Raw genomic sequence first — 22941 nt, 5'->3', positions numbered from 1 at the left:
TCGGGTTCAGCGACCATGACGTCGGGTGGTGGGGTGGGAAGGCAATTCTTCATCGCCTTGGGGAGCGGCAAGTACTGCCATCTCCCGAAGGAGGAACAGCTGGCCTCCGTCCCTGCTGATGTGCGGGCGACGACCGAGCTGTTCCAGGCGTTCGGCTACGAGGCCGTGTTGCCGGGGCTGGGAGACTACGACAGCGCCGACCAGATACGGCGCAAGCTGACCCATTGGTCCTCCGATGCCGATCTGGCGGCCGACGACGTCGTCGTCGTGTACTTCGCGGGGCACGGCTCCGTCGAGGAACGCGACCGCCACTATCTGCTCTGCTGGGACTCGCAGGAGGACGACCTCGTCTCCAGCGCCCTGGCCACCGAAGACCTCGTACGCATCCTCTGCCGCGGCGAGTTGCGCCACCTGCTGCTGATCCTCGACACCTGCTCGGCCGGAGCGGGAAGCGCGGATGCGGCCGCGGTCGCGCTCCAGACGATCGCCTACCGGAGCACCTCCGTCCGCGCCTCGACAGGCCTGTGGTTCCTGGGCTCGGCCCGGCACAAGGACATCGCGGAGGACGGAATGTTCGTCACGGCCCTGATCGAGGCCGTCGAAACCACCGCCGGCCGAACCGGGCAACGCCAGCAGTACCTGGACCTCACCGAACTCGTCAAAGCGGTCAACGAACAGTTCGACGCCGAAGGCCGCGGCCAGCGGGCCGAGTTGGCCAGCGGACTGGTGACCGGTCTCGCGCCGTTCCTGGCCAACTCGAACTACCGGGAGGAACTCCCTCCCCTCGGCACCGATCTGCAGGTCCAACGGCGCGTGGCCGATCGGGATCTGGACGAGCACTTCGGCCCCCGGTCCAGGGGCGTGGAGTTCGAGTCCGAGCAGGGCCTGTACTTCAGCGGCCGGATCAGGGTGCTGTCCGAACTCGTGGACTGGCTCACCTCGCCCCGCGGCGACGGTCGCGGCAGGGTGGTCACCGGCAGCCCGGGCTGCGGCAAGTCCGCGGTCCTCGGACGGATCGTCGCCCTTTCGGACCCCGGATACCGGGCTCGTCTCGACCTCTCCGAAGTCGACGCCTCGACCGTGCTGCCCGCCGGATGCGTCTCGGCCGCGGTCCACGCCCGGCACAAACGGCTGGAGGAGGTGGTCGAACGCATCGCCACCGCGCTGGACACCCGTACCGACGGCCCCGCCGCTCTCCTGCAGGAGCTGACCCGGCGCGGGCGTCAGGGAGCACCCATCATCGTCGTGGTGGATGCCGTGGACGAGGCGGGTTCGGACACCGCGGCGGACGCCGGCGGCCACGGCGAGCCCCGCCGGATCACTCGCGAGCTGCTGCGCCCCATGTCGGAGATTCCCGGCGTGAGGCTGCTCGTGGGCGCCCGCCACGAACTCGTGGGCCCGCTGGGCCGCACGTTCACGGTGATGGACCTGGATCAGGACGGCTACCGGGCCACGCAGGAAGACGTGTCCGGCTACGTCGCACGGGTGCTGCTGGCCGGCGACGAACCCGAGATTCCGACGCCCTACCGGGACCGGGCCGACCGCGCCCGTACGGTCGCCGACGCGGTCGCGGCGAAGGCGGCCGGCGTCTACCTCTACGCGAGGACGACGGCGCGCACCCTGCGCTCCGACGGCTCCCCCGTCGACACCAGCCGCACCGGCTGGGCCGAGGACCTGCCCAGCGAGGTCGGTGAAGCCTTCGACGACTATCTGGCCCGCTTCGGTCCGGACGAGGCCCGGGTACGACGGATGCTGCTGGCGCTGGCCTTCTCGGAGGGCAAGGGGCTGCCCCGGGGCCACGTGTGGACCACGCTCAGTTCGGTGATCTCGGGCGTCGTCTGCACCGAAGAGGACGTCACCTGGGCGCTGGACGTGGCGGAGGCGTACGTCGCCGAAGTCATCGACGACGACCAGCGATCCGCGTACCGCCTCTACCACAAGGCGCTCGCCGAGCATCTGCGCGCCACCGCGGACCGGGCGGCGGAGCAGGTCCAGCGGTCGATCGTACGGGCCCTGCGCTCGCTCGTCGCGAAGCCGGTCGACGGCCCGCCGGACTGGTTCGGCGCCGCCGGGTACGTCCGGCGCCATCTGGCCACGCACGCGGCCGCGGGTGGCGTACTGACCGACCTGATCGAGGATCCCGGATTCCTCCTGGCCAGTGATCCGCGAGCCCTCCTCACGGCCTTCTCCTCCATCGAGGGCGACACGGCCCGGCGCATCCGCAGCGCGTACGAACACGTGGCACACCGGCTGACCCACGATCGCCCGATCGGGGACCGTGCCGCGGACCTGCAGCTCTCGGCCCGCCGGTGCGAGGCCGATCTGCTGGCCGACCGCATCGAGGACCTCTCCCTGGCCCGTCCATGGGCCGCGAATTGGGCCTGGTGGTCCACGAGCGGCGTCCACCGGCTGCTCGCCGGTCACACCCGGGCCGTGGGCTGCGTCGCCGTCGGCGCGCTGGACGGCCGTCCCATCACGGTCACCGGCAGTGTGGACGGCACGGCGCGGATCTGGGACCTGACGGCTCAGCAGCAGATCGGCGAACCCATGTCCGTCGGCAGCGCCGTGAGCTCCGTGGCCATCGGTGATCTGGGTGACTACACGGTGGCTCTGACCGGTGGAGACGACGGCACGGTCAAGGTCTGGGACCTCTCGGCGGGCCAGGAATACGGCGCGCCGCTGCGCGGGCACACCAACCGCGTGGCGAGCATCGCGGTGGGGGCCCTCCACGGCCGCGCGGTCGTACTGACCGCCAGCGCCGACGGCACGGCGCGGTTGTGGGACCTGCAGGACCGGTGCCAGTTGGGGAGCGAGCTGACCGAGCACCGCCGTTCCGTCCTGGCCGCGAGTTTCGGCGAGCTCGACGGACGGCCGATCGCCGTCACCGGCGGGGACGACAAGGCGGTGTACGTCTGGGACTTGTCCGAGGTGGTCGACGGCGGGAGCGCCCGCGTGGACGGCAGTCCCCTCATCGGCACGGCGATGGGCGTCTCCGCGGTGTGCGTGACCGAGGTCGACGGCCGGACCATCGCTCTGGTCGGTGACCAGGCGGGCATGCTGAGCCGTTGGGACCTGCACGATCGCCGTCAGGTCGGGGAGCCGGTCAGCGCACACGTCTACTACAGCCGCAGCGGAGTGACCTCGGCAGCCGCCGGCCATTTCGGGGGCCGCCCGGTGGCGGTGACGAGCGGGCGCATGGAAGCCCGTATATGGGACGTCCGCACCTTGCAGCAGGTCGGTCCGCCGCTGCGCGGCCACGTCGGCGACATCACCGCGGCGGCACTGTTCGACCAGGGCGACATCGCCCTCACCGTGACGGTGAGCGAGGACCGGACCGCACGGATCTGGGACCTGACGGCGGACCAGCCCGCGGAAGGCCATGCCCGACCCGTGCTGGCCGCGGCCTACCACGCGTACCGGGGCCGGGACCTGGCGGTCACCGGGAGCGAGGACGGATCCGCCCGTCTGTGGGACATGGGCACCGGCCAGGAATGCGCCGCGCCCTTGAAGGGGCATACCGGCCAGGTCCTGGCCGTCGCGGTCGCAGAGGTGGGCGGTTCGCTCGTCGTGGCCACCGGCGGTTCCGACACGACCGTGCGGTTGTGGGAGCCGCTGCGCGCCGGCGCCCCGGTCGGCCCCCTGCTCGGCCACACCAATGCCGTTCGCTGCGCCGTCTTCGGCGAAATCGACGGGCGGTCGGTCCTGCTCACCGGAAGCGACGACGGAACGGTGCGCCTCTGGGACGCGCGCGACGGCACCGAGCTCTGCCCGCCGCTGGCCGGCCACATCGGGGACATCCGGCACCTGTCGGTCCGAAGGAGCGGACGAACGCTCGAGGTCGTCCTGTGCACCTACTTGGACCACGGATACCTGTGGCGCATCGGACCCGGTCCGAGCCACCTGACCGCGACGCTCCATTCCCATTTCGACGCGTCCACCCTCACCCCCGCCGCCCGGACCGTGGGGGTCGGGTTCCACCAGGGGCGCCCCGTCGTCATCGTGATCCTCGATGGAAACGCGGTCCACGCCCGGGACATGGAGACGTCCGCCGTCATCGGCGGCCCCTATCTCGGCCACACCGGTTTCGTCGCGGCGGCCACGCTCGGCCGCATCGGCAGCAGGGCGGTCATCGCAACGACCTCGTTGGACAACACCTTTCGCGTGTGGGACCTGGTGTCCGGTGCCGAGGAGGGTCCGGTCCTGGCCAGTTGCAACAACCTGGTGCCGGTGTCGCAGACTCCGCCCGTCATCGGGCGGATCGGGAACGTTCCGGTATTGATCGGCGTCGGGTCCCTCCAGGTCCGCCTCTGGAACCTGACGACCATGCAACCGCTGGGTGAACCCCTCTACGGCCTCGAACAGCACCTGCTCTCGGCCGACATCGCCCGAGCCTGCGACGGCCGCGCCGTGGTCGTGACGGGCAGTCTCGACGGCGCCGTGCGCGTCCACGATCTGGAGAACGGCCGACAGGTCGCCGGCCATCTGACCTCAGGGGCGTCTTCGATCTACCACGCCGCCACGGAGCCCCTCGACGACGACGTGATCGTGGTCCGCAGCAGTTGGACCGATGTCGAGGTCTGGGGGCTCGGCGCACGGCGCAGGCTGGCACGCCGGGCCGGCTACTCACAGCTCGCACGCGTCGTCGTCGTCCAGGGGCGTCCCAGCGTCATCTCCGTCGCCGCGGACTACACCCTTCACGCCTGGGACCTCGCCACGGAGGCTCCCGTCTGCCCGCCGATGTCGGGCCACACCGCCATGGTCAGCGCACTGCAGGCCGGGCAGGTGGGCGCCGTACCGATCGTGGCCAGCGCCTCGCACGACGGAACCGTACGTCTGTGGGACCTCCGGACCGGCCGCCCCCACGGGGAGGTCAGAACCGGCTACGAGATGGGGGCGACCGCACTGGACCTGGCGGTGATCGGCGGGCGCGACCACCTCCTGACCGGAGCCGGCGACGGCCGGGTCTGCATGGTGCCGTTGGACGCCCACCCGTCCTCCGGCACCGAACTGGACCGCTTCCCGGCCGCGGTGCGGCGCGTGCGCGTCGCGAACGTGGGCGGTACTCCTACGCTCGTCGCCGCCGACCGCTACGGCCTGGTGCGCGTCTGGGACCTCGAAGCGGCCGCCCTCCAGGCGGAGATCAACGTCGGCAGCGGCATCAACGGTGTCGCCGTCGATGAGGCGGGCCGGATCTGCGTGGCCACCGACATGGGGTTGGTGGCGCTCCGCCTGACCCCCGCAGCCCGTACGGAACAGGGGGATCCCCGATGACCCGCGTCGTCCTCGTCCACGGCATCGCACAGCAGCTGAAGGGGCCCGAGAGCATCGCCGAGGCGTGGCTCCCTTCCCTGAACGACGGCCTCGCCCTTTCAGGTTCCGGCACGCTGCCGCGCCACGACGTCTCGGTCGCCTTCTACGGTGACCTCTTCCGCCGGCCCGGTCACCGCGGCCTGGGCGAGCCGCCCCTCGACGCGTCCGACGTGGAACCCGGACTGGAAAACGATCTGCTCCTGTCGTGGTGGCAGGCAGCCGCGGACGCCGAGGCCCGCGTACCCGGACCGGATGCCCCCGGCCGGCTGCGCACCCCCCGCATCGTCCAGCGGGCGCTCAACGCCCTCAGCCACTCGGCCTTCTTCGCGGGCCTCGCCGAAGGCGCGATGATCGGCAGTGCGCGGCAGGTCCGACGCTATTTCACCGAGCCGGAGGTCCAGCAGGCCGCCGGAACACGGCTGGCTCGCGCGGTGACCGGTGAGACGACGGTGATCGTCGCCCATTCCCTGGGCAGTGTCGTCGCCTACGAGACGTTGTGCGCCCACCCCCAGTGGCAGGACCTCACACTGATCACCCTCGGGTCGCCCCTCGCCGTACGCGGCCTCGTGTTCGACCGCCTTCGACCCACCCCGCACGGAGGGGCGGCCCGGTGGCCCGTGCCCGTGAAGCGCTGGGTCAACATCGCCGATCGCGCAGACGCTGTGGCACTGGTGAAGGAGCTCGCGCCCTCGTTCGGAACCCGCGTCCAGGACCTGGCGGTCGACAACGGCGCCCATGCCCACGACGTCCGCCCCTACCTGACCGCTCGTGAAACCGGTCTCGTCCTGGCGGAAGCGCTCGCCTGAGCGGTTGCCGGACCCGCCCTCCGTGCCCGGGGGCACCGCGGGCGCCGTTCACCTTCCCTATGCCGTACTTCACACGATGTTCGCTTTGGCCGCGGCGGCCGGTCAACAACCGCTGTTTTGGCGGAATACCGGGCAGCGCTGCCCGGGAACTGCCCCTCCGGTTCCGGCTCACCGGCCTTCGTGCGCAGCCGCTCCGGCTCATCGCGGTCCGACGGCGCCATCACGCCACCGCCACTGCCGGACTCCGACTCGGCCCGCCGGAAAAGTAGGGGTAAAGCGCAACACGCCCCCGGCGGCGATGAGCTGGGTCCTGCCATTTTCCGGCGATGGGCGTCCGGGGGCAGCTGGCGGGGTTCTCGGATCGATGTGAGGGATCGCCGCCCCCCTCATGAAGAACTGCTGAACGGATCGGTGGCGGAAGGGACGGCCGATAGCAGATGCGGCCGGCCGGAGAACCATGTCAACCCGCCGCAATCGCGGCCTGGTTGGCCGGATGTAGTGCCTTTGCGGGCGTCCTGGGGGCCGAAGATCCGGTGATAGCATCCCGGCATCTGTGATCTTGCTCCGTTTTGATGCAGATGCCGACTTGTGATCGGGGCAGGTTCTCCGCTTAACCGCAGGTGAACGGTGCCGATCAGCTGTGTTGCGGGGCCTCGCGAGGTGTATCTGCAGCCGTCCGCATGTCATGTGCCGGGAAAGGTTTCCATGAATCGAGACGCACTTGTGTGGTGCCTGGTTGCGGTGGCGGCGATAGCCGTTGTCGCGGTCGTGGCACTCGTCGCCCGCAACCGAGCGCTGGGGGCGAAGAAGGAACACACCGAGGCCGAACTGAGGCACCAGCTGCTCACGACGGACAGTCACCTGCACGGGACGCGCGCCGAGTTGCATCGGTTCCGCGAGGAACAGGACGCCACGCTCCGCGCGGCCAAGGACGCGGCGGAGGAGAACACCAAGGCCGTCCTCAAGGGCGCCGCCAGCCTCCTGCAGAGCCTCGCGGCCGAACAGACGACGCTTCTGGACGGCATCCAGCGCAAGTACGGCGGACACGCGGTCCTCAGCGACCTGTTGGACGTCAACCACGCCAACGCCCAGATGGCGCGCAAGGCCCAGGGCATCGCCGTGATGTGCGGTGCGCCGCTCGGCCGTCGCAACCGGCCCGCCAGCGTCTACGACGTGGTGCGCAGCGCCCAGGGCCAGATCCGCAACTTCCACCGGGTCGCCATCATGCAGCAGACCAGCCTCGCCCTGAAGGCGTACGCGGTCGCGCCCGTGGCCCTCGCCGTCGCGGAGCTGCTTGACAACGCTGCCAGCTTCTCGCAGCACGACGCGCCGATCGAAGTGACGTTCCAGCGCGTCCAGAACAACCTGTGCATCGTCATCGACGACGCCGGTGTCAGCATGAACGACGAAGAGCGCCAGCGGGCGACCGCGCTGCTCTCCGGAGAAGTCGCGCCCCGCCTGTCGCAGCTCGGGACCCAGCCGAAGTTCGGCTTCCCGGTCATCGGCCTGATCGCGCGTAGCCACGGTTTCAAGGTCGACGTCACCGGAGTCTCCCGATACGGCGGCGTCAGGGCCGTCGTCCTCTTGCCCGAGGAGCTGTGGACCATGGAGGAGATACCGCCCGCCCAGGAGGCTCCGGTCAGTGACATCCGGCGCGTCGCCGAGAGCCGGCCCCAGGGACCCCAGGCCCCGCAGATCCCGACCTCGCGCACGATGCACGGTCTGCCCAAGCGCGGTGCACGCCAGGCGCCCATCGCCAGCGTCCCCGATCCCGACGCCACCTCGCCGGCGCCGCGGACTCCCGGGGAGACGGGCCGCGCCTCCGGGCGCAGCCTGGGGGCCTTCCAGCGCGGCACGCTCTCCGGCCGCAACCTTGACGCCACCTCGTTCGAAGGGCCCGAAGAGGCATGACCTCAGACCTGTCGTGGATGCTCGAGGACATCGTGCACAACGTGCCCCGTGCACGGCACGCCGTCCTACTCTCCGCGGACGGCCTTCCTCGCGGCGCGACGGAGGGCCTGGCCGAGAAGGATGTGCGCACGATCTCGGCGGCCATGGCCGGGATGCAGTCGCTCAGCCGGGCGACGGCCCACTTCGCCGGACCGGAGGAGGAGCGGCAGTGGAACCAGACGATCATCGAGTTCTCGCACGGCTGGAGCTTCCTGATCGGGGCGGGGCAGGGCTCCTACCTCGCCGCCGCGGCCGCGCCCGATGTGGACATGCAGCAGATCTCCTTCCGCATGCACCGCCTCGTCGCCCGGCTGGGCAACAACCTCACCTCGCCGCCCCGGGTGAGCGCCGAGGACGCCGGAGGTCCGCGGGGCGGTGACCCGCGGCAGCAGGGCTCCGGTGACGCGGGATTCGTCCTGGGCGAGCTCGACCGGGTGATGTCCGAGGTCAAGGGCGCCCGCCACGCCGTGCTGCTGGGATCGGACGGCCTGCCCCGCGGGGCGACCGAGGGACTGAGCCGCGACCTCGCGGACACGATCTCCGCGGCCATGACGGGCATCCATGCCTACAGCCGGGTCACCTCCCAGTTCGCGGGGGTCACCGAGGACGCGCAGTGGCGTCAGACGGTCATCGAGTTCCAGCACGGCTGGATCTTCCTGATGGCGGCCGGCCCCGATGCCCTCCTGGCGGCTGCCGCCGAACACGACTGCGACATAGAACAGTTCACCACCCGTCTGCACGAGGTGGTTCCCAGACTGACTGCGGCGGCGATGACGGGGAAGGGGACAGGCCATGCCTGACGGGCCCGAACAGGATGAAGAGCTGGAACTGACATCACCGTTAGTTCCCCTCTTCGTGATCACCAACGGACGGGCGCTGCCCCCGGACCACGAGTACGAGCACACGACGCTCGTGACGGCGGCGGCGGACGGGGTCCAGGTCTCGGCGCGCACGCTGTCCCCGGAAGCGGGGCAGGTCATGGACCTGGTCGCGAACGGATTCCTGTCCGTGGCCGAGGTGGCGGGGCACACGCACCTGCCCCTGGGCATCGTCCGCATCCTGCTGGCGCAGTTGGAGGAGGACGGCCTCATCCTCACGAGGACACCGATACCGCGCGCCGAACGTGTCGACAGAGAACTGGTCAGCGCCGTGCTCGAGGGCCTGAAGAATCGATTCGGAGCGTAACGCGTGTACCTGGATCCAGATGTCTCCCACGCGGTGAAGATCCTCATAGTGGGCCACTTCGGGGTCGGCAAGACCACCTGCATCAGCAGTCTCTCCGAGATCGAGCCCCTGCGGACCGAGGAAGAGATCACCGAAGCCAGCGTGGGCTTCGATGACCTGTCGGGCACGCCCGACAAGAAGACCACCACGGTCGCCATGGACTTCGGCCGGCTCACCCTGAGCGACACCCTGGTGCTCTACCTCTTCGGAACGCCCGGCCAGGAGCGCTTCAAGGAGATGTGGGAGGAGCTCTCCCGGGGCGCTCTGGGCGCGCTGGTCCTCGTCGACCCGGAGCGGCTGCACGAGTCCTTCCCCGTCCTGGACCTCGTCGAACGTTTCGGCTTGACGTACGCCATCGCCGTGAACCACTTCGAGGGCACCACGCACTACCCGCTCGACGAGGTGCGCGAAGCCCTCAACCTCACTGCCGAGACCCCTGTCGTGGAGTGCGACGTACGGGACGAGAACTCCTCGGCGCAGGCCCTCATCGTCCTCGTGAAGCACCTCATGTCCCAACTCGGCTAGGAGCGCAGGAATGCAACAGCCACTTGACCCGCAGGAGATACCTCCCGGCTGCCCCGCGCACGGGAACGTCCAGATGTACGGCCCCTCGTTCGGAGCCGACCCCGACGGCCACTACGCGCAGCTGCGTCCCTTCGGTCACAGCGCGCCCGTGGACATCGCCCCCGACGTCCAGGTCGAGCTGGTGACGAGCTACGACGCCGCCCTGTACGTCCTGCAGAACCCCGCCTCCTTCGTGCGCGACTCCCGCCGCTGGAACGCCCTCAACGAGGGGCGGGTCCCGGCGGACAGCCCGGCACTGCCGATGATGGGCTACCGGCCCAACGCGCTCTTCAGTGACGGTGCGGCACATGCCCGACTGCGCCGGGCCGTCACCGACAGCCTGGCCACGGTCAACGAGCACCAGCTCATCCGGCAGACGCAGCAGTCCGCCAACTACCTGATCAGCCAGTTCAGTACCGACGTCCTCGGACAGGCGGAGCTGATGGCCGAGTACGCCCAGCCGCTGCCCCTGCTGGTCTTCAGCGACCTGTTCGGCTGCCCGCCCGAGATCGGCGACCGCGTGATCGCCGGGATCAGCGGCATCTTCGAGGGGACCCCCGGGGCCGACGAGGTGCTCGGCGGGGCGCTCACCGAGCTGATCGCCCTCAAGCGGCGGCGCCCGACGGACGATCTGACGACGCGCCTGATGGAGCACTCGGCCCAGCTGAGCGACGAGGAGGTGCTGCACCAGCTGGTCACCCTGCTCTCCGGTGGCACCGCGCCGCTGGCCGCGGCCATCGGCACCAGTAGCGCCCTGTACCTCGGAGAGGACTGGCAGGTCGGCCTCCCGGTCGAGGACGCGGTCTCCCAGACCCTGTGGAACTACGCGCCGATCGCCAACTACGCGGCGCACTACCCGACTCACGACGTCGAGCTCGGCGGCAGGCTGATCCGGACCAACGACCCGGTCCTCGTCTCGTTCGCCGCGGCCAACACCGACCCGAAGCTGACCGAACACCGTGAACAGCTCAGCGCCAAGGCCCACTTGGCGTTCGGAGCGGGCCCGCACGCCTGCCCCGCCAAGGACCCGGCCTTCATGATGGCCGTGACCGCCGTCGAGACCCTGCTCAACCAGCTCCACGACGTCGAGCTGCGCGTCCCGTTCAAGTCGCTCACCTGGGCGCCGAGTCCGTGGAGCCGCACGCTGGTCACCCTCCCGATCCGCTTCACCCCGAGGGCCGTTCCCCAGGCTGCCGGGCAGGCCGGGCCGACCGGATCGAGTGCGGGCCAGGTGCTGCCCCAGCAGCAGGCGGCCGCCGTCCCGCCCTCCCACACCGGACCCGCGCGCACGAACGGCGGCGCCGCGCCGCAGCCCAAGGGCGGCCTGTTCAGCCGCTTCCTGGCCTGGACCAGGGGCGATTGAGGCGAGTGTGATTCTCGTAACTCCCTGACTACCCAGCGGTAGTGGATGCCTAACGATCATGTGGGTATGCATGGCGGCTGGTTCTCAGAAAGGAGCCGCCATCATGGGCGTTGCCACAACCCCGACGTACGACCGCCGGGCGTCCGCCTCCCTCTTCTCCCGTCTGCGGACGGCCAGAGGGCAGGCCGACCCCTTCCCGATCTACGCCGAGTTCCACGCACGCGGCGAGGTGGTACCCGCCCCCTGGGGTGGCTTCGCCGTCACGGGCTTCGCCGCCTGCGACCAAGTGCTGCGCAGCCGACAATGGCTGGAGCCGGACAGACAATGGCGGGAGCGACAAGGGCCCGGGACGCGCTGGAACGCGCCCTCCTCGCGGGAGATGGGCAACACGCTCGCCGCGCTCAACCCGCCGGACCACACCAAGGTGCGGCGGGCGGCGGGCACCTTCGACCGGGGCACCGTGGAGCGCATCGGCCGCAATGTGAAGCGGAACGCGGATCAGCTGCTCGACACCTTCACGGAGCGAATACGCACCGGCGAGGCCGACTTCTCGGAGCTCGTCTGCGAGGAGCTGCCGGTCGCCACCATAGGCGAGTGGCTCGGACTGCCGCGGGCCGACTGGCCGAGGCTCCGGGAGTTGACGCACGATCAGGTGTTCACCCAGGAGCTGCTGCCGTCGGCCAGCCAACTGGCCCTGTCCGACGCGGCCACCGCCGAACTCCGCACCTACTTCATGGACCTGGTGCGCGACCGGCGCTCCCGCCCCGGAGACGACCCCGTCACCCGGTGGATCCAGACGTGGGACGCGATCGAGCCCGACCGGGACAAGGCCGACGAGGCCGTCTACTTCCTGGTGCTCTTCGTCCTGCTGGCCGCCCTGGAAACCACCGCGACCCTCCTCTCGACGATGACGCTCCGACTCGTCGAAAGCCCGGACCGCTGGGCCATGATCGCCGACAACCCGGGCCTCGTGGCCGGCTTCGTGGAGGAGACCCTCCGCTACGACCCGCCCACCCACGTGATCAGCAGGGTCGCATCGCAGGACTCCGTGCTGGGGGGCTTCGAGATCCGGCGCGACGAGATGGTCCACCTCATGGTCGGAGCGGCGCACAGGGACCCCGCCCGGCACGTCGATCCGGACCGGTTCGACCCCGAACGCGCCCCCGACCACCTGGCGTTCAGCGGTGGCATCCACTACTGCCTCGGCGCGCCGCTGGCCCGCATCGAGGCCCAGACCCTCCTCCACCAGCTGGTCCGGCGCCTGCCGCGCCTCACCCTCGTACGCCCCCCGTCGATGGCGCCGCGCGTGGCGTTCCGGCGACTCCTGAACCTGGACGTAGCACTCGCATGACCGAATCCATCTCCGCCCCCGCCTGCGCCCCCGCCTCCCCCCTCGTCCTCGCCCGGACCGCCCCCAAGGCGATACACACCGAGCAGGACGGCCCCGTACTGCATGTGCGCCTCAACCCCTGGGGGCAGGAGGACACCCTGGACGCCGCGGTCCTCGGCGACCTCACCACCCTGCTCGACGACCTCCACGAGAGACCCGACGTCCGGATCCTGACGCTGTCGTCGCTGGGTACGGACTTCTGCCTGGGCGCCGACCGCAACGAGTACCAGGAGGCCTTGGCCGCCGATCCGTCCGGCGTGGTCCTGCGGCGCATCGCCGACAAGGCGCACCGCCTGTGCCAGGCCCTGGAGAACACCCACGCGGTCACCATCGCCCGGCTGCACGGGCGGGTCATCGGCGCGGGCCTCGCCCTCGCCTCGTTCTGCGATCTGCGCGCCGGCGCCGACACCAGCCGCTTCCGCATGCCGGAGGTCGGCGTAGGGCTGCCGCCGGCGTGGGGCGGGGCGATGGGACGCCTGGTCTCCGAGGCCGGCACCTCCAGGATCCGCGAGCTCATGCTCACCTGCGAGGTCTTCGACGCCGATACGGCCCACCGGATGGGGCTGCTCCACCGGACCGCCCCGCTGGACCAGTTGGACAAGGTGATCGATTCCTGGACCAGGCCCCTCGTGCGGCGCTCGCCCGAGGCGCTCGTCCTGACCAAGCGGATGCTGGCCGGCTACGCGCGGGCGGACAGGACGGCGGACGTCTCCCTGCTCGACTCCCACCTCCTGACAGCCGCCCTCCACCAGCACACAAGGGGCTGATCCCCGCAGCCGACGCGGACCTCCGACCGACCGCGGGCCACCGGGCCACCGAGGGCGGCCGGGGCACGGGACGGCCGGGATGATGGAGGGACACCCAGTACACCGCCTACGAGGAGCTGCCATGTCCGGAAACCTCCGCGATCCCGAGGCCACGGAAAGTGTCCAGCGACTGCTGCGGGACCTCGAGGCCGGGGTGACGGACTCGATCCCGGCCCGAGGGGGCACCAGGCTCGTCGCCATCGACGGGGCCGGAGGGTCGGGCAAGACCACGTTGGCTGCGGCGGTGGCCGGAGGGCTCGAAGGGTCCGTCGTCGTGCACGTGGACGACTTCTACCGGCCCATGCCCGACCGCGAGCGGGAGCGGCTCGACGCGGAGCAGGGCTACCACCGCTACTTCGACTGGGAGCGGCTCCGGGACCAAGTCCTCGTCCCGCTGCGGGATCAGGACCGGGCCGCCCGCTATCAGAGGTACGACTGGACCACCGGACGGCTCGGAGCATGGCACGAGATCGCCCCCGGAGGCGTGGTGATCGTGGAAGGGGTCTACGCCGCCCGCCCGGAGCTGGCCCCCTACTACCACTTCACCGTCTACGTCGACACACCGCGCGACACCTGCCTGCAGCGCGTGCGGGCGCGCGGGGAGAACCCCGAGGAGTGGATCGGGCGTTGGCGCGCCGCCGAGGACCACTACCTACGCACCACATGGCCGCAGACCAGGGCCACGCTCCTCGTCAGGGGCTACTGATGCACGCAGGACCCACGATCGTCGCGGCGGCGGTTCACCCGTGTGGCTCGATTCGGGGTGTGGGGCCCGGGTAGGGGAAGGGCCGTCCTTCCCCGTCAATCCGGAGGCATCCGTGCCCGACATGAACGGCCCCTACAAACCCGGCACTCCCTGTTGGATCGATCTGATGGTCCCCGACCAGCAGGCGGCGCTCGACTTCTACTGCGACCTGTTCGGCTGGCAGGGCGAGATCGGTCCCGCCGAGACCGGCGGGTACTCGGTCTGCACGCTCAAGGGCAAGCCGGTCGCCGGGATCATGAAGGCGATGAACCCCGACGGGACGCTGCCCGACCCGATGCCGCCGACCGTGTGGACCACGTACCTGTCCACCGACGCGATCGACACCACCCTCAAGTCGGTCACCGACGCGGGCGGCAACGTCATGATGGGCCCGATGGACGTCATGGACCTCGGGCGGATGGCCGTCCTCGCCGACCCGACCGGCGCCGTCGTCGGGCTCTGGCAGCCCGGTACCTTCGACGGGGCGGGCATCGTCAACGAGCACGGCGCGCTGATCTGGAGCGAGCTCAGCACCGGTGACACCGACGCGGCCGCCGCGTTCTACTCGGCCGTGCTGCCGATCAGCCCGGCCCCGTCGCAGATGCCGGGCGCCGAAAGCTACATCGAGCTCAAGGTCGCCGGTCGCGCGGTCGCCGGGATGATGGACCTCGCGAGCATGCCGCCAGGGGTTCCGCCGCACTGGCAGCCGTACTTCCACGTCGACGACGTCGACAGCGTCCAGGCGGCGGCGGTCCGGGCCGGTGGCAGCGTCATGGCCCCGGCCTTCGACATGGCGGCGGGCCGGATGGCCGTCCTCGCCGACCCGCAGAGCGGCGTCTTCTCTGTGATCACGGCATCCGCACCGGAGCAGCCCGCCTAGTCTCCCGGCTGCTGCCCGCATACCGTTCGGCCGTCTCCGGGTCCTCCTTGCGGGAGTTCGCGGGGGCGGCCGTCGGTGTTGCGGAGCCGCCGTGGGGGCGTGAACGGCTGCCGCCGGGTCCCGGCGGTTTGGTGGGTGGGGGGAATCTCAATACGATCCGGCGATGATCACTAGAAAATGGGTGGCGGCCGGCGCATGCGGCCTGCTGGTCACCCTGGCCGCCGGGTTGTTCCCGGCAAGTGCCGTCGCCGGCGAGCCGGTGGCGAAGGAAGCGCCCAAGGTCGAGTTGGTGCTCGACGTCAGCGGCTCGATGCGGGCGCAGGACATAGACGGGCAGTCCCGGATGACCGCCGCGAAGCAGGCGTTCAACGAGGTACTGGACGCCGTGCCCGATGAAGTGCGGCTCGGGATAAGGACCCTTGGCGCCAATTACCCCGGCGACGACAAGAACCTCGGCTGCAAGGACACCAAGCAGCTCTATCCGGTCGGGCCGTTGAACCGCACCGAGGCCAAGACGGCCGTGGCCACGCTCGCTCCCACCGGATGGACCCCGATCGGGCCGGCCCTGCTCGGTGCCGCCGAGGACCTCAAGGGCGGCGACGCCACCCGGCGGATCGTGCTCATCACCGACGGCGAGGACACCTGCGCACCGCTCGACCCGTGCGAGGTCGCGCGGGACATCGCGGCCCAGGGGATCCACCTGGTCATCGACACCCTCGGGCTGGTGCCCGACGCAAAGACCCGTAACCAGCTGATCTGCATCGCCGAGGCCACCGGCGGTACGTACACCTCGGTGCAGCACACCGCCGAACTGTCGGGCAGAGTCCGGCAGTTGGTCGATCGGGCGGCCACTCCGGTGGTCAATCCGGTGGCCACCGAGGGTGCCAAGCAGTGCGAGGGGGCCCCGGAGCTGAAGCCGGGTCTCTACAGCGACCGCGAGACCTTCGGGGAGCACCGCTGGTACCGGGTGGGCGTCAAGCCCGGCCAGGAGCTGCGGGCTTCGGTGAGCATCGGCTCCGACCGCGCGGTCAACAACGACTACGGGATCCTGCTGCGCGCGACGACGCGGAGCGGGCGGGAGATCGTACGCGGTCAGGAAGCCGGTGATGGGCGGACCGACCTGATCTCGTCCGGGCTGCGCTATCCCAAGCGGGCGGCGGGCGGGGACGAGGACGATCAGCAGCCGGAGACCGTGTGCCTGCAGATCAGCAACTCCTTCTCGGCGCCCGCCTCGGTCAAGACCACCCCGGGCATGCCCGTGGAGCTGACCATCGACGTGGTGGACGGCCCGGACGAGGCGAGCGACGTGGCCGCCTTCGGCCTCGGGCGCGGCTGGTGGCTGCTCGGCGTGCTCGTGCTCACCGGCTTCCTGGCCGGTCTGGTGTGGGGCTGGGTCTCCCGCTGGCGCATCGCGGTCTGGAGGACCAACTGATGAGTGACACCACCCGATACGCGCGGATCACGCGCACCGTGCGACGCGCGGCCACCGTGGGACTGCTGGTGGGGGGCGGGCTGCTCGGTGTGGCGGCCTCGCCCTCGCCCTCGGCGAGCCCGAGCGGGGACCCGAAGGCTCCGACCGAGGCCGGCACCGCCTTCCGTACTGCCACGCCGGTGCAGTTGGGCCAGGCGGCTACGGCCGAGGCCTCCACCGGCGACTACCTCTACTGGGTCCTCCCCCTGGACGCGGGTCAACGCCCCACCGTCCAGGCTTCGGTCACGCTGCCCGCCGCGGCCGGCCGGCACGCTTCCTCCACCTGGCAGCTCGACGTCTACGACGGTCTGCGCCGCCGCCAGCCCTGCACGTACGGCACGCAGACCGGTACGGCGGCCAAGGACGCCGCCACCGTCGAGCTCTCCTGCACCCTGCGCCCGGTCCACTCGGGCGCCGACCAGTGGAGCAACGACCCGCTGCCGGGGGCCTATTACATCCGGCTCACGGTCACGGACCTCGCGCCGGAGGACCTCGGTCAGCCGGTACGGGCCCGCCTGCGAGCCGAGGCCAAGGACGTCGGCGGGGCCTACGCGGCCGACAACGCGCTGGCCACGCCGCTCGTCCCCGGCTCCGGAACGGCCTCCGGCATAGCGCCGGACGGCGGTTGGTCCGGCGGCTGGTGGTCCGACCGCTGGCTCTGGACGGCGGCCGGCGGGCTGCTCGCCGCGCTCGCCGGCATCGGGGGCTACCGCCTGACCCGGGGCGCGGGCCGTCCCGGACGGGGGGTGCCGCCCACCGGCTGAGCCCACACCGTCCGAACCTGGACCCCGGGTGCCGGGCTGACCAGCCCCGCACCCGGGAATCCGTGCAAGCACCATGCTTCGGAGCCGTTGCCTCCCCCCGGCTCCGCCGAGATGATGCGCCCCAGAACACACTTGGGGGGACGGCATGGACAACGGCGAAACCCGGGGAGACCAGTACGACGACGAGTCGGAGGACTACGTCGGCTACTGGCAGGGGCGCGACTACGAACACGCCGCGGAGATAGCCGCGGTCAAGCGGCTGATCGGGCGGGACGGCGCCCGGTACGGACTCGTCTGCGAAGTGGGCGGAGGATTCGGAAGGTTGAGCCCGGTCCTCAAGGAGTACGCGGACCGGGTCATGATGTTCGACCCCAGCGCCAAGCACGTCGGCATCGCCCAGCGACTCCTCGCCGACCAGCCCGGCGTCACGGCCCACCTCATGCGCCCGGGGCAGATCCCGCTGGAGGACGGGGAGGCCGATCTCGTCTCCATGATCCGCGTCATGCACCACCTGCCCGACCCCGGCCCGACCCTGCGCGAGATCGCGCGCGTCCTGAAGCCCGGCGCCCGCGCCCTGATCGAGGTGGCCAACTCGGCGCACATGCTCAACAAGTTGCGCTACGCCAAGCGACTGCGCACGGTGCCGCGCCAGCCCGTGGACATCCGCTCCGCCGAGAAGGTGGCCGAGGGCAGCATCCCCTTCGTCAACCACCACCCGGACACCGTCGTGGAGCAGTTCACGGCCGCCGGGCTGCGCGTCGAGGAGAAGTTGTCCGTGTCGAACATGCGCAGCGGACGACTCAAGCAGAGCGTGGGCGAGGAGCGGCTGCTGGCCGTCGAGCAGCGCATCCAGAGCCCGCTGGCCGCCCTGAACTTCGGGCCGAGTCTGTTCTTCCTGCTGCGGCGCGGGGGCGCCCGCCCGTAGAGCTACCCGGAGGAGCTGTCCGGTGGCGGGGTCCTGAAGGTGGCGGTGCCCCGCCCCGGCAGCAGCCGCTGCCAGCCGTCCGGAAGTTCGGAGCTGTCCGCGAAGGACACGTCCGTGAACTCGGCGGCCTCCGCGAAGTCGGCCTGCTCGAAGGTGACTCCGGCCGCGAAGACCGCGTTCGTGAACACGGCCGACGCGGCGAAGGTGGCGAGGGCGAAGGAGGTGCGGCCCTCGAAGCGGGCCCCGTCGAAGAGCGTCTCGCTCCCCCAGACGGTGGACTCGAAGGCGGCGGGCCCCTGGAAGGCGGTCCGGTCCCAGGTGCTGCGGTCGTGGAACACCGTGTGGGCGAAGCCGCTCACCCCCCGGACCCTCATCCGGCTCATGACCGCCTCGCCCCACACCTCGGCCCGCGCCATGTCGAGTCCGCGGGCGAACATCGTGTCGGCGAACCCCGCGCTGCCCCCGAAGTCCACCCTGTCGAAGCGTGCTTCGCGGTCGAAGGTGCTCCCGTCGAAGGCTCCGTCCCGCCGGAAGACGGTCCGCCCGAAGGAGACCGCGCCCTTGAACCGGGAGGCTTCGAAGCTCGCCCGGCCGTCGAACAGGGCCCGATCGAAGGAGAGGCGCCCTTCGAACTCGGCCCCCGCCGTGTTCCAGCCGTCGGCGAAGTGCGCGCGGTCGAAGACCCCGGGCCCCATCCGGACGTGGCCCGTCAGCGGGTCGCGCAGCTGCCGCAGCACGCGTTCGAGCAGACCGTCGGCGAAGGGGGTGCCCCGCAGGTCCACCGGGGACCCCGGCCGCAAAACCTCCAGGTACAGGGCCTGTTCGGACTCCTCCGCGTGGGCCAGGCACCAGCGGCGACTCGGCAGCCGGATACCGCTGCAGCCCGCCGGATCGGCCGCGCCGCCCTGGTACCCGCACCGCGGCCAGTCGACGGCCGGGTCGTCGATCCTCAGCTCGGCGTCGGCCAGCGCCCGTGCCAGCTCGGCGGGTCCGTCGAGGCAGATCCAGCCCGGCTCACCCGTCTCCGCATCCAGCCGCTCGACCCTCAGGTGTTCCATACCGCTGATGGCGCGCACCGACTCGCCCTGCACCAGGACGACGGACCCGATCGCGTCCGGCCGCCTCAGCCGCTCCGTGACCGTCCGGTGGTCGACCAGGTACAGCACTTCGTCCACCGCCCGTCCGTGCACCTGCCGCCCCTCGATCGCGAAGTCCCCGCTGGCGAGCGCCACCGCCAGGGAGACGTCCCATTCGCCGGACCCTCCGCGCAGTCGCGACAGCGCCCCCGGCAACTCGGCCAGCAGCCGTCCGGTCTTCCCCAGGGCCCCGGGCTCCGGCACCGCGACGAGCAGTACGACGCCGCCGTCCGTGGCGCCGATCGTCCCGGTGACCCCACTGTCCGCCTGCATCCGCAGCAGGAGCTCGGTGAGCTCAGGCTGCAACGGCCGTCCGATGGGCGCCATCGCCACCTCGGCCCGTACCGCCAGGCAGATCCCCGGGTCCCCCGGACGCGCCCTCGTATGGGCCGTCATGACCTCCCGGAATCCGGGCTGTTCGAGCAGGGCCTGGCCGGACAGGAACACCATCCGGTCCGGCAGGACGGTGTGCACGACGCCCGCCAGCCTCCCGTCGGCGGAGACCGGGGCGCCCACGTACTGGGTCCAGGAGCCCGGTTCCTCGGAGAGCCGGACCAGCTCCCCGTTGCGTTCACCCTCGTAGGGCCGGACCTCGCCGGCCAGCGCGATCGGTTGGCCCTCGTCGGTGGAGCCGTTCACGACGAGACGGCTACCCGGAACGGCGGACCCGTGCGTCCAGGCCGGACCGGTCCAGTCCGCCGGGTTCACGAGATCCGTCTCGGAGAGGAGCAGGAGCACTTGGGGCGACGCCTCGTCCCCCCAGACGCTGTGGCACAGAGACTCCTGTTCCTCCATGCGGACCCAGGCGAAGGCGTTCCTCCGCACGTGCGATTCCCCGACCGTCAGGACCAGCCGGGGCGACAGCAGCACCCCCACCCCCTGCGGATCGCGCATCGGCTCGAACCGGACCCGCACCACCCGGTCGGCCAGTCCCGGATCGGCGCGGGCCGCGGTGGCGAACGGCTGGGCTCCGTCCGGTACTTCGCGGCGGCCCCGCACTCCGTCGGTGAGGCGGATCGCCGTGAAATCGGGGCCGGTGCCGCGGTGCCGGGACATGTACTCCCAGACCCGCCGCCGCACCAGCTCCCGTACTGCGGCCACGTCCCCTCGCAGCTGCGATCCGAGCAGGGCTTCCCGTACACCGGGCAGGAACTCGAACTCCGCCTGGTCCGCGATCTGTTCGGCCCCCCACGGCGCGAACAGCCCGCCCAGCGCCACCTCCGCGAGGTGGCTGTGCTCGGAGTCCCGCAGCAGGGAGCGGCGTACGAGGGTCATCACGGGCAGGGTCAGCGGTACGGCTGCCAGGTGGGCGGCAAGGCGCTGGGCGGTCGGGGAGGCGTTCGCGCGGAAGCGTTCCACCGCCTCCAGGGGGTCCGGGAGGGGCTTCTCGGATCCGGGGCTCTCGTACGGGGCTTCGTGCGCGGCCTCCTCGTCCAGGCGCAGGCAGGCCAACCGCCGCCAGCGGCCGTCACCGGACACCACGCGCACCAGCCGGGCCAGGCTCCCCGAGGCGATGCCGACCACCGGGACCACCGCCCCGCCCCCGCGGGCCCGCCGGACCAGGGGGACGCGCTGCCAGGAGCGGGTGGCGGCCGCGGGCCGGTCCGCGCGGACCGCGAAGGGGACCGGGCGGACGGCGCCGCGGGTCCAGAGCCGCTCGGGCAGGACGTTGAGGACGGCCACGGCGTTGTGCGTGGACCACTGCCGGAGCAGGCCGCGCAGGGGGGCTTCGCGCCAGCCGCCGGCCACGGTGTCGGAGAGGACGAGGATCAGCCGGCGGCCCGCCGGGTCGGCCAGTTCCATGGGGTTGCGGGGAGCGGTGGCGCGACCGCGCGTGACCATGGGGGTACCGCCGGGGCCGGTGCCCGTGAGCTGCCAGGTCCGTACGTCGCGGAAGACCCCGCTGCGCGTGAGGACCCCGCGGACCTCCTCCACCAGGTCGGACCAGAGCAGCATCGAGTGGTGGGTGTCGACGACCAGGGCCACGTCCAGCCAGCGGCTCTCGGCGGGGCGCAGGACCGGGGTGAGGACCATCCGCTCGATGCTGCGTTCCACGGTGAGCTGCTCGTCCAACTCCTCCCCCGGCCCACCGATGTTGCGGCGCCCGACGGGGCGCAGGGAGCGCATCAGGGCGAGCGGGTCGTCGAGGGAGGCGGCGCGGGGCAGCCGCAGCGGCGTACCCCGGCGCCGGGGCGGTGCGGGGGCGTCGCCCGGGGTCTCGCCCTCCCGGCGGAGCGGATCGGCGGGATCGGCAGGATTGGCGGGATCGGCCGGGCCGGGGCGCGGACCGGGGCCCGGGGCCGGGAAGAACTGGGCCGCGGGCTCCGCCCCCGTGCGGGCGGTGCCGGACAACTCCCCTACGGGTCCGGCCAGTTCGGGCTCGGGGAGCGGCTCGGACGGCGCCGTGGCCGTCCCGGCGGCCGGGGGGCGGGGCTGCGCCGCGTCCACCCGGGTCGCCAGCCACAGGATGTCGGCGATCTCCTCCGCCCCCGCTCCGGGGCGCGGGCCGCCGTCCTCGGCGCCTTCGGCGAAGGCGGCGAGGAGCCTCTCGATCACGCCGAGGGCCCGGTGAGGTGGTGCATGACGGTGGCGAGGAACCGGTCGCGGTCGCCGGGGGCGGACCAGGCGCCGGCCAGGCGGAGTTGGATGGCGTTGAGGAGCTGGTCGGTGGCCAGGTCCCCGTCGTCGGCGCGTTCGAGGAAGCTGGTGACGAGTTCGCGGTACTCGTCGCTGTGCTCGATGTCCACGCCGAGCCGCTCGCGCACGATGCGGGCGAGTTTGTCGAGTCCGGGCGGGTCCAGGTGGAGCCGGACGCAGCGGCGCAGGAAGGCGGGCGGGAAATCGCGTTCGCCGTTGCTGGTGAGGACCACGATGGGGAAGTACCGGCACTGGACGCGGCCTTCGGCGATCCGGACGGCGGCGTCGGGATCGTCGTCGGTGCCGATGGCGACGGTCGGGTCCTCCTTCGCGAGCCGGGCGAGTTCGGGGATCACGAAGCCGCCGTCCTCGAAGACGGTGAGGAGGTCGCCGGGAAGGTCGATGTCGCTCTTGTCGATCTCGTCGACGAGCAGGACGCGCGGCCGGTCCTGCGGCAGCAGGGCCGTGCCGAGCGGGCCGAGGCGCAGGTAGCGGGCGATGGACGGACCGCCGGCGGCGGCGCCCGGGGTGCGCAGCTGCTCCAGTCCGGCCTCCTGCAGGCGGCCGATCGCGTCGTACAGGTAGAGCCCGTCGCGCAGGACGGTCCGGCTGGTGACCGGCCAGTGCAGTACGGGGCCCAGGTCCAGGTTCGAGGCGATGCTGTAGGCGAGCGTGGACTTGCCGACGCCGGGCTTACCGGTGATCAGGAGCGGCCTGCGCAGGTGCAGGGCCGTGTTGACCACGTCCTTCTCGATCTCGTCGGGTACGTAGCCCTCGCCCCGCCGCCAGGTGCGGTCCCAGGCCGGGCCCGAGCAGCCGGGCGGCGTGTATCCGGGGTCCGGGGTGCCGGTGAAATCCCGCCAGGGCGGTGGCGGTCCGGCTTCCAGCCTGGTCCGACGCTCGGCGGCCTCGCCGGTCCCGTGGTACAGCCACCAGTCCTTCACCACTGCCTGTGCCTCCATCGTCGGAT

The 22941-nt window shown here is 71.4% G+C and carries 16 protein-coding genes; 14 read left to right on the top strand and 2 right to left on the bottom strand.

The genetic code is table 11. From position 1 onward, the window contains the following. Positions 1 to 33: 33 nt before the first annotated feature. The 14 genes from OHU74_RS29080 to OHU74_RS29015 all read left to right on the top strand — a co-directional run bounded on the left by OHU74_RS29080 (position 34) and on the right by OHU74_RS29015 (position 18198). On the top strand, positions 34 to 5271 hold the full coding sequence (locus OHU74_RS29080) for a caspase family protein (protein ID WP_371618601.1): 5238 nt from the start codon (positions 34 to 36) through the stop codon (positions 5269 to 5271). Beyond that, the gene (locus OHU74_RS29075) at positions 5268 to 6116 is read left to right on the top strand and encodes a hypothetical protein (protein ID WP_371618600.1); all 849 of its coding nucleotides are present in this window, start codon (positions 5268 to 5270) and stop codon (positions 6114 to 6116) included. Before OHU74_RS29080 ends, OHU74_RS29075 begins: the two co-directional genes overlap by 4 nt. Before the next feature lie 705 nt (positions 6117 to 6821). Beyond that, positions 6822 to 8027: an ATP-binding protein gene (locus OHU74_RS29070; RefSeq protein WP_371618599.1), complete on the top strand. Its 1206-nt coding sequence runs from the start codon at positions 6822 to 6824 to the stop codon at positions 8025 to 8027. Next, positions 8024 to 8866 (top strand): roadblock/LC7 domain-containing protein, encoded by an 843-nt coding sequence (locus tag OHU74_RS29065; RefSeq protein ID WP_371618598.1) that lies wholly within the window; start codon positions 8024 to 8026, stop codon positions 8864 to 8866. Before OHU74_RS29070 ends, OHU74_RS29065 begins: the two co-directional genes overlap by 4 nt. Beyond that, the gene (locus tag OHU74_RS29060) at positions 8859 to 9251 is read left to right on the top strand and encodes a DUF742 domain-containing protein (RefSeq protein ID WP_371618597.1); all 393 of its coding nucleotides are present in this window, start codon (positions 8859 to 8861) and stop codon (positions 9249 to 9251) included. The genes OHU74_RS29065 and OHU74_RS29060 overlap by 8 nt, the downstream gene beginning before the upstream one ends. A gap of 3 nt (positions 9252 to 9254) precedes the next feature. Beyond that, positions 9255 to 9815, top strand: a complete 561-nt coding sequence (locus OHU74_RS29055; RefSeq protein WP_330299293.1) for an ATP/GTP-binding protein — start codon at positions 9255 to 9257, stop codon at positions 9813 to 9815. 10 nt (positions 9816 to 9825) lie between these two features. Continuing rightward, entirely contained in the window at positions 9826 to 11217 is a 1392-nt protein-coding gene (locus OHU74_RS29050) for a cytochrome P450 (protein ID WP_371618596.1), read from the top strand. Positions 11218 to 11320: 103 nt separating this feature from the next. Continuing rightward, entirely contained in the window at positions 11321 to 12568 is a 1248-nt protein-coding gene (locus OHU74_RS29045; protein ID WP_371618595.1) for a cytochrome P450, read from the top strand. Further along, positions 12565 to 13374, top strand: a complete 810-nt coding sequence (locus OHU74_RS29040; RefSeq protein WP_371618594.1) for an enoyl-CoA hydratase/isomerase family protein — start codon at positions 12565 to 12567, stop codon at positions 13372 to 13374. The genes OHU74_RS29045 and OHU74_RS29040 overlap by 4 nt, the downstream gene beginning before the upstream one ends. 121 nt (positions 13375 to 13495) lie before the next feature. Next, entirely contained in the window at positions 13496 to 14119 is a 624-nt protein-coding gene (locus tag OHU74_RS29035; RefSeq protein ID WP_371618593.1) for a uridine kinase, read from the top strand. 121 nt (positions 14120 to 14240) lie between these two features. Then, on the top strand, positions 14241 to 15038 hold the full coding sequence (locus tag OHU74_RS29030; protein ID WP_371619844.1) for a VOC family protein: 798 nt from the start codon (positions 14241 to 14243) through the stop codon (positions 15036 to 15038). A 163-nt stretch (positions 15039 to 15201) separates the two neighbouring features. Continuing rightward, positions 15202 to 16470 (top strand): VWA domain-containing protein, encoded by a 1269-nt coding sequence (locus tag OHU74_RS29025; RefSeq protein WP_371618592.1) that lies wholly within the window; start codon positions 15202 to 15204, stop codon positions 16468 to 16470. Beyond that, the gene (locus OHU74_RS29020; RefSeq protein ID WP_371618591.1) at positions 16470 to 17273 is read left to right on the top strand and encodes a hypothetical protein; all 804 of its coding nucleotides are present in this window, start codon (positions 16470 to 16472) and stop codon (positions 17271 to 17273) included. The genes OHU74_RS29025 and OHU74_RS29020 overlap by 1 nt, the downstream gene beginning before the upstream one ends. A gap of 145 nt (positions 17274 to 17418) precedes the next feature. After that, a complete protein-coding gene (locus OHU74_RS29015) occupies positions 17419 to 18198 on the top strand; it encodes a class I SAM-dependent methyltransferase (RefSeq protein WP_371618590.1) in 780 nt (259 codons plus the stop codon). Positions 18199 to 18200: 2 nt separating this feature from the next. Here the strand turns inward: OHU74_RS29015 and OHU74_RS29010 are convergent, their stop codons facing one another. Both OHU74_RS29010 and OHU74_RS29005 read right to left on the bottom strand, forming a co-directional pair. Then, positions 18201 to 21890, bottom strand: a complete 3690-nt coding sequence (locus tag OHU74_RS29010; RefSeq protein ID WP_371618589.1) for an SAV_2336 N-terminal domain-related protein — start codon at positions 21888 to 21890, stop codon at positions 18201 to 18203. Next, a complete protein-coding gene (locus tag OHU74_RS29005) occupies positions 21887 to 22933 on the bottom strand; it encodes an AAA family ATPase (RefSeq protein ID WP_371618588.1) in 1047 nt (348 codons plus the stop codon). Before OHU74_RS29005 ends, OHU74_RS29010 begins: the two co-directional genes overlap by 4 nt. Positions 22934 to 22941: the final 8 nt, after the last annotated feature.

Source organism: Streptomyces sp. NBC_00454 (assembly GCF_041434015.1).
In the GTDB taxonomy this organism is placed as follows: domain Bacteria; phylum Actinomycetota; class Actinomycetes; order Streptomycetales; family Streptomycetaceae; genus Streptomyces.
The sequence above is the reverse complement of the archived record's forward strand: the minus strand, read 5'-3'. Positions and strand labels throughout refer to the sequence as shown.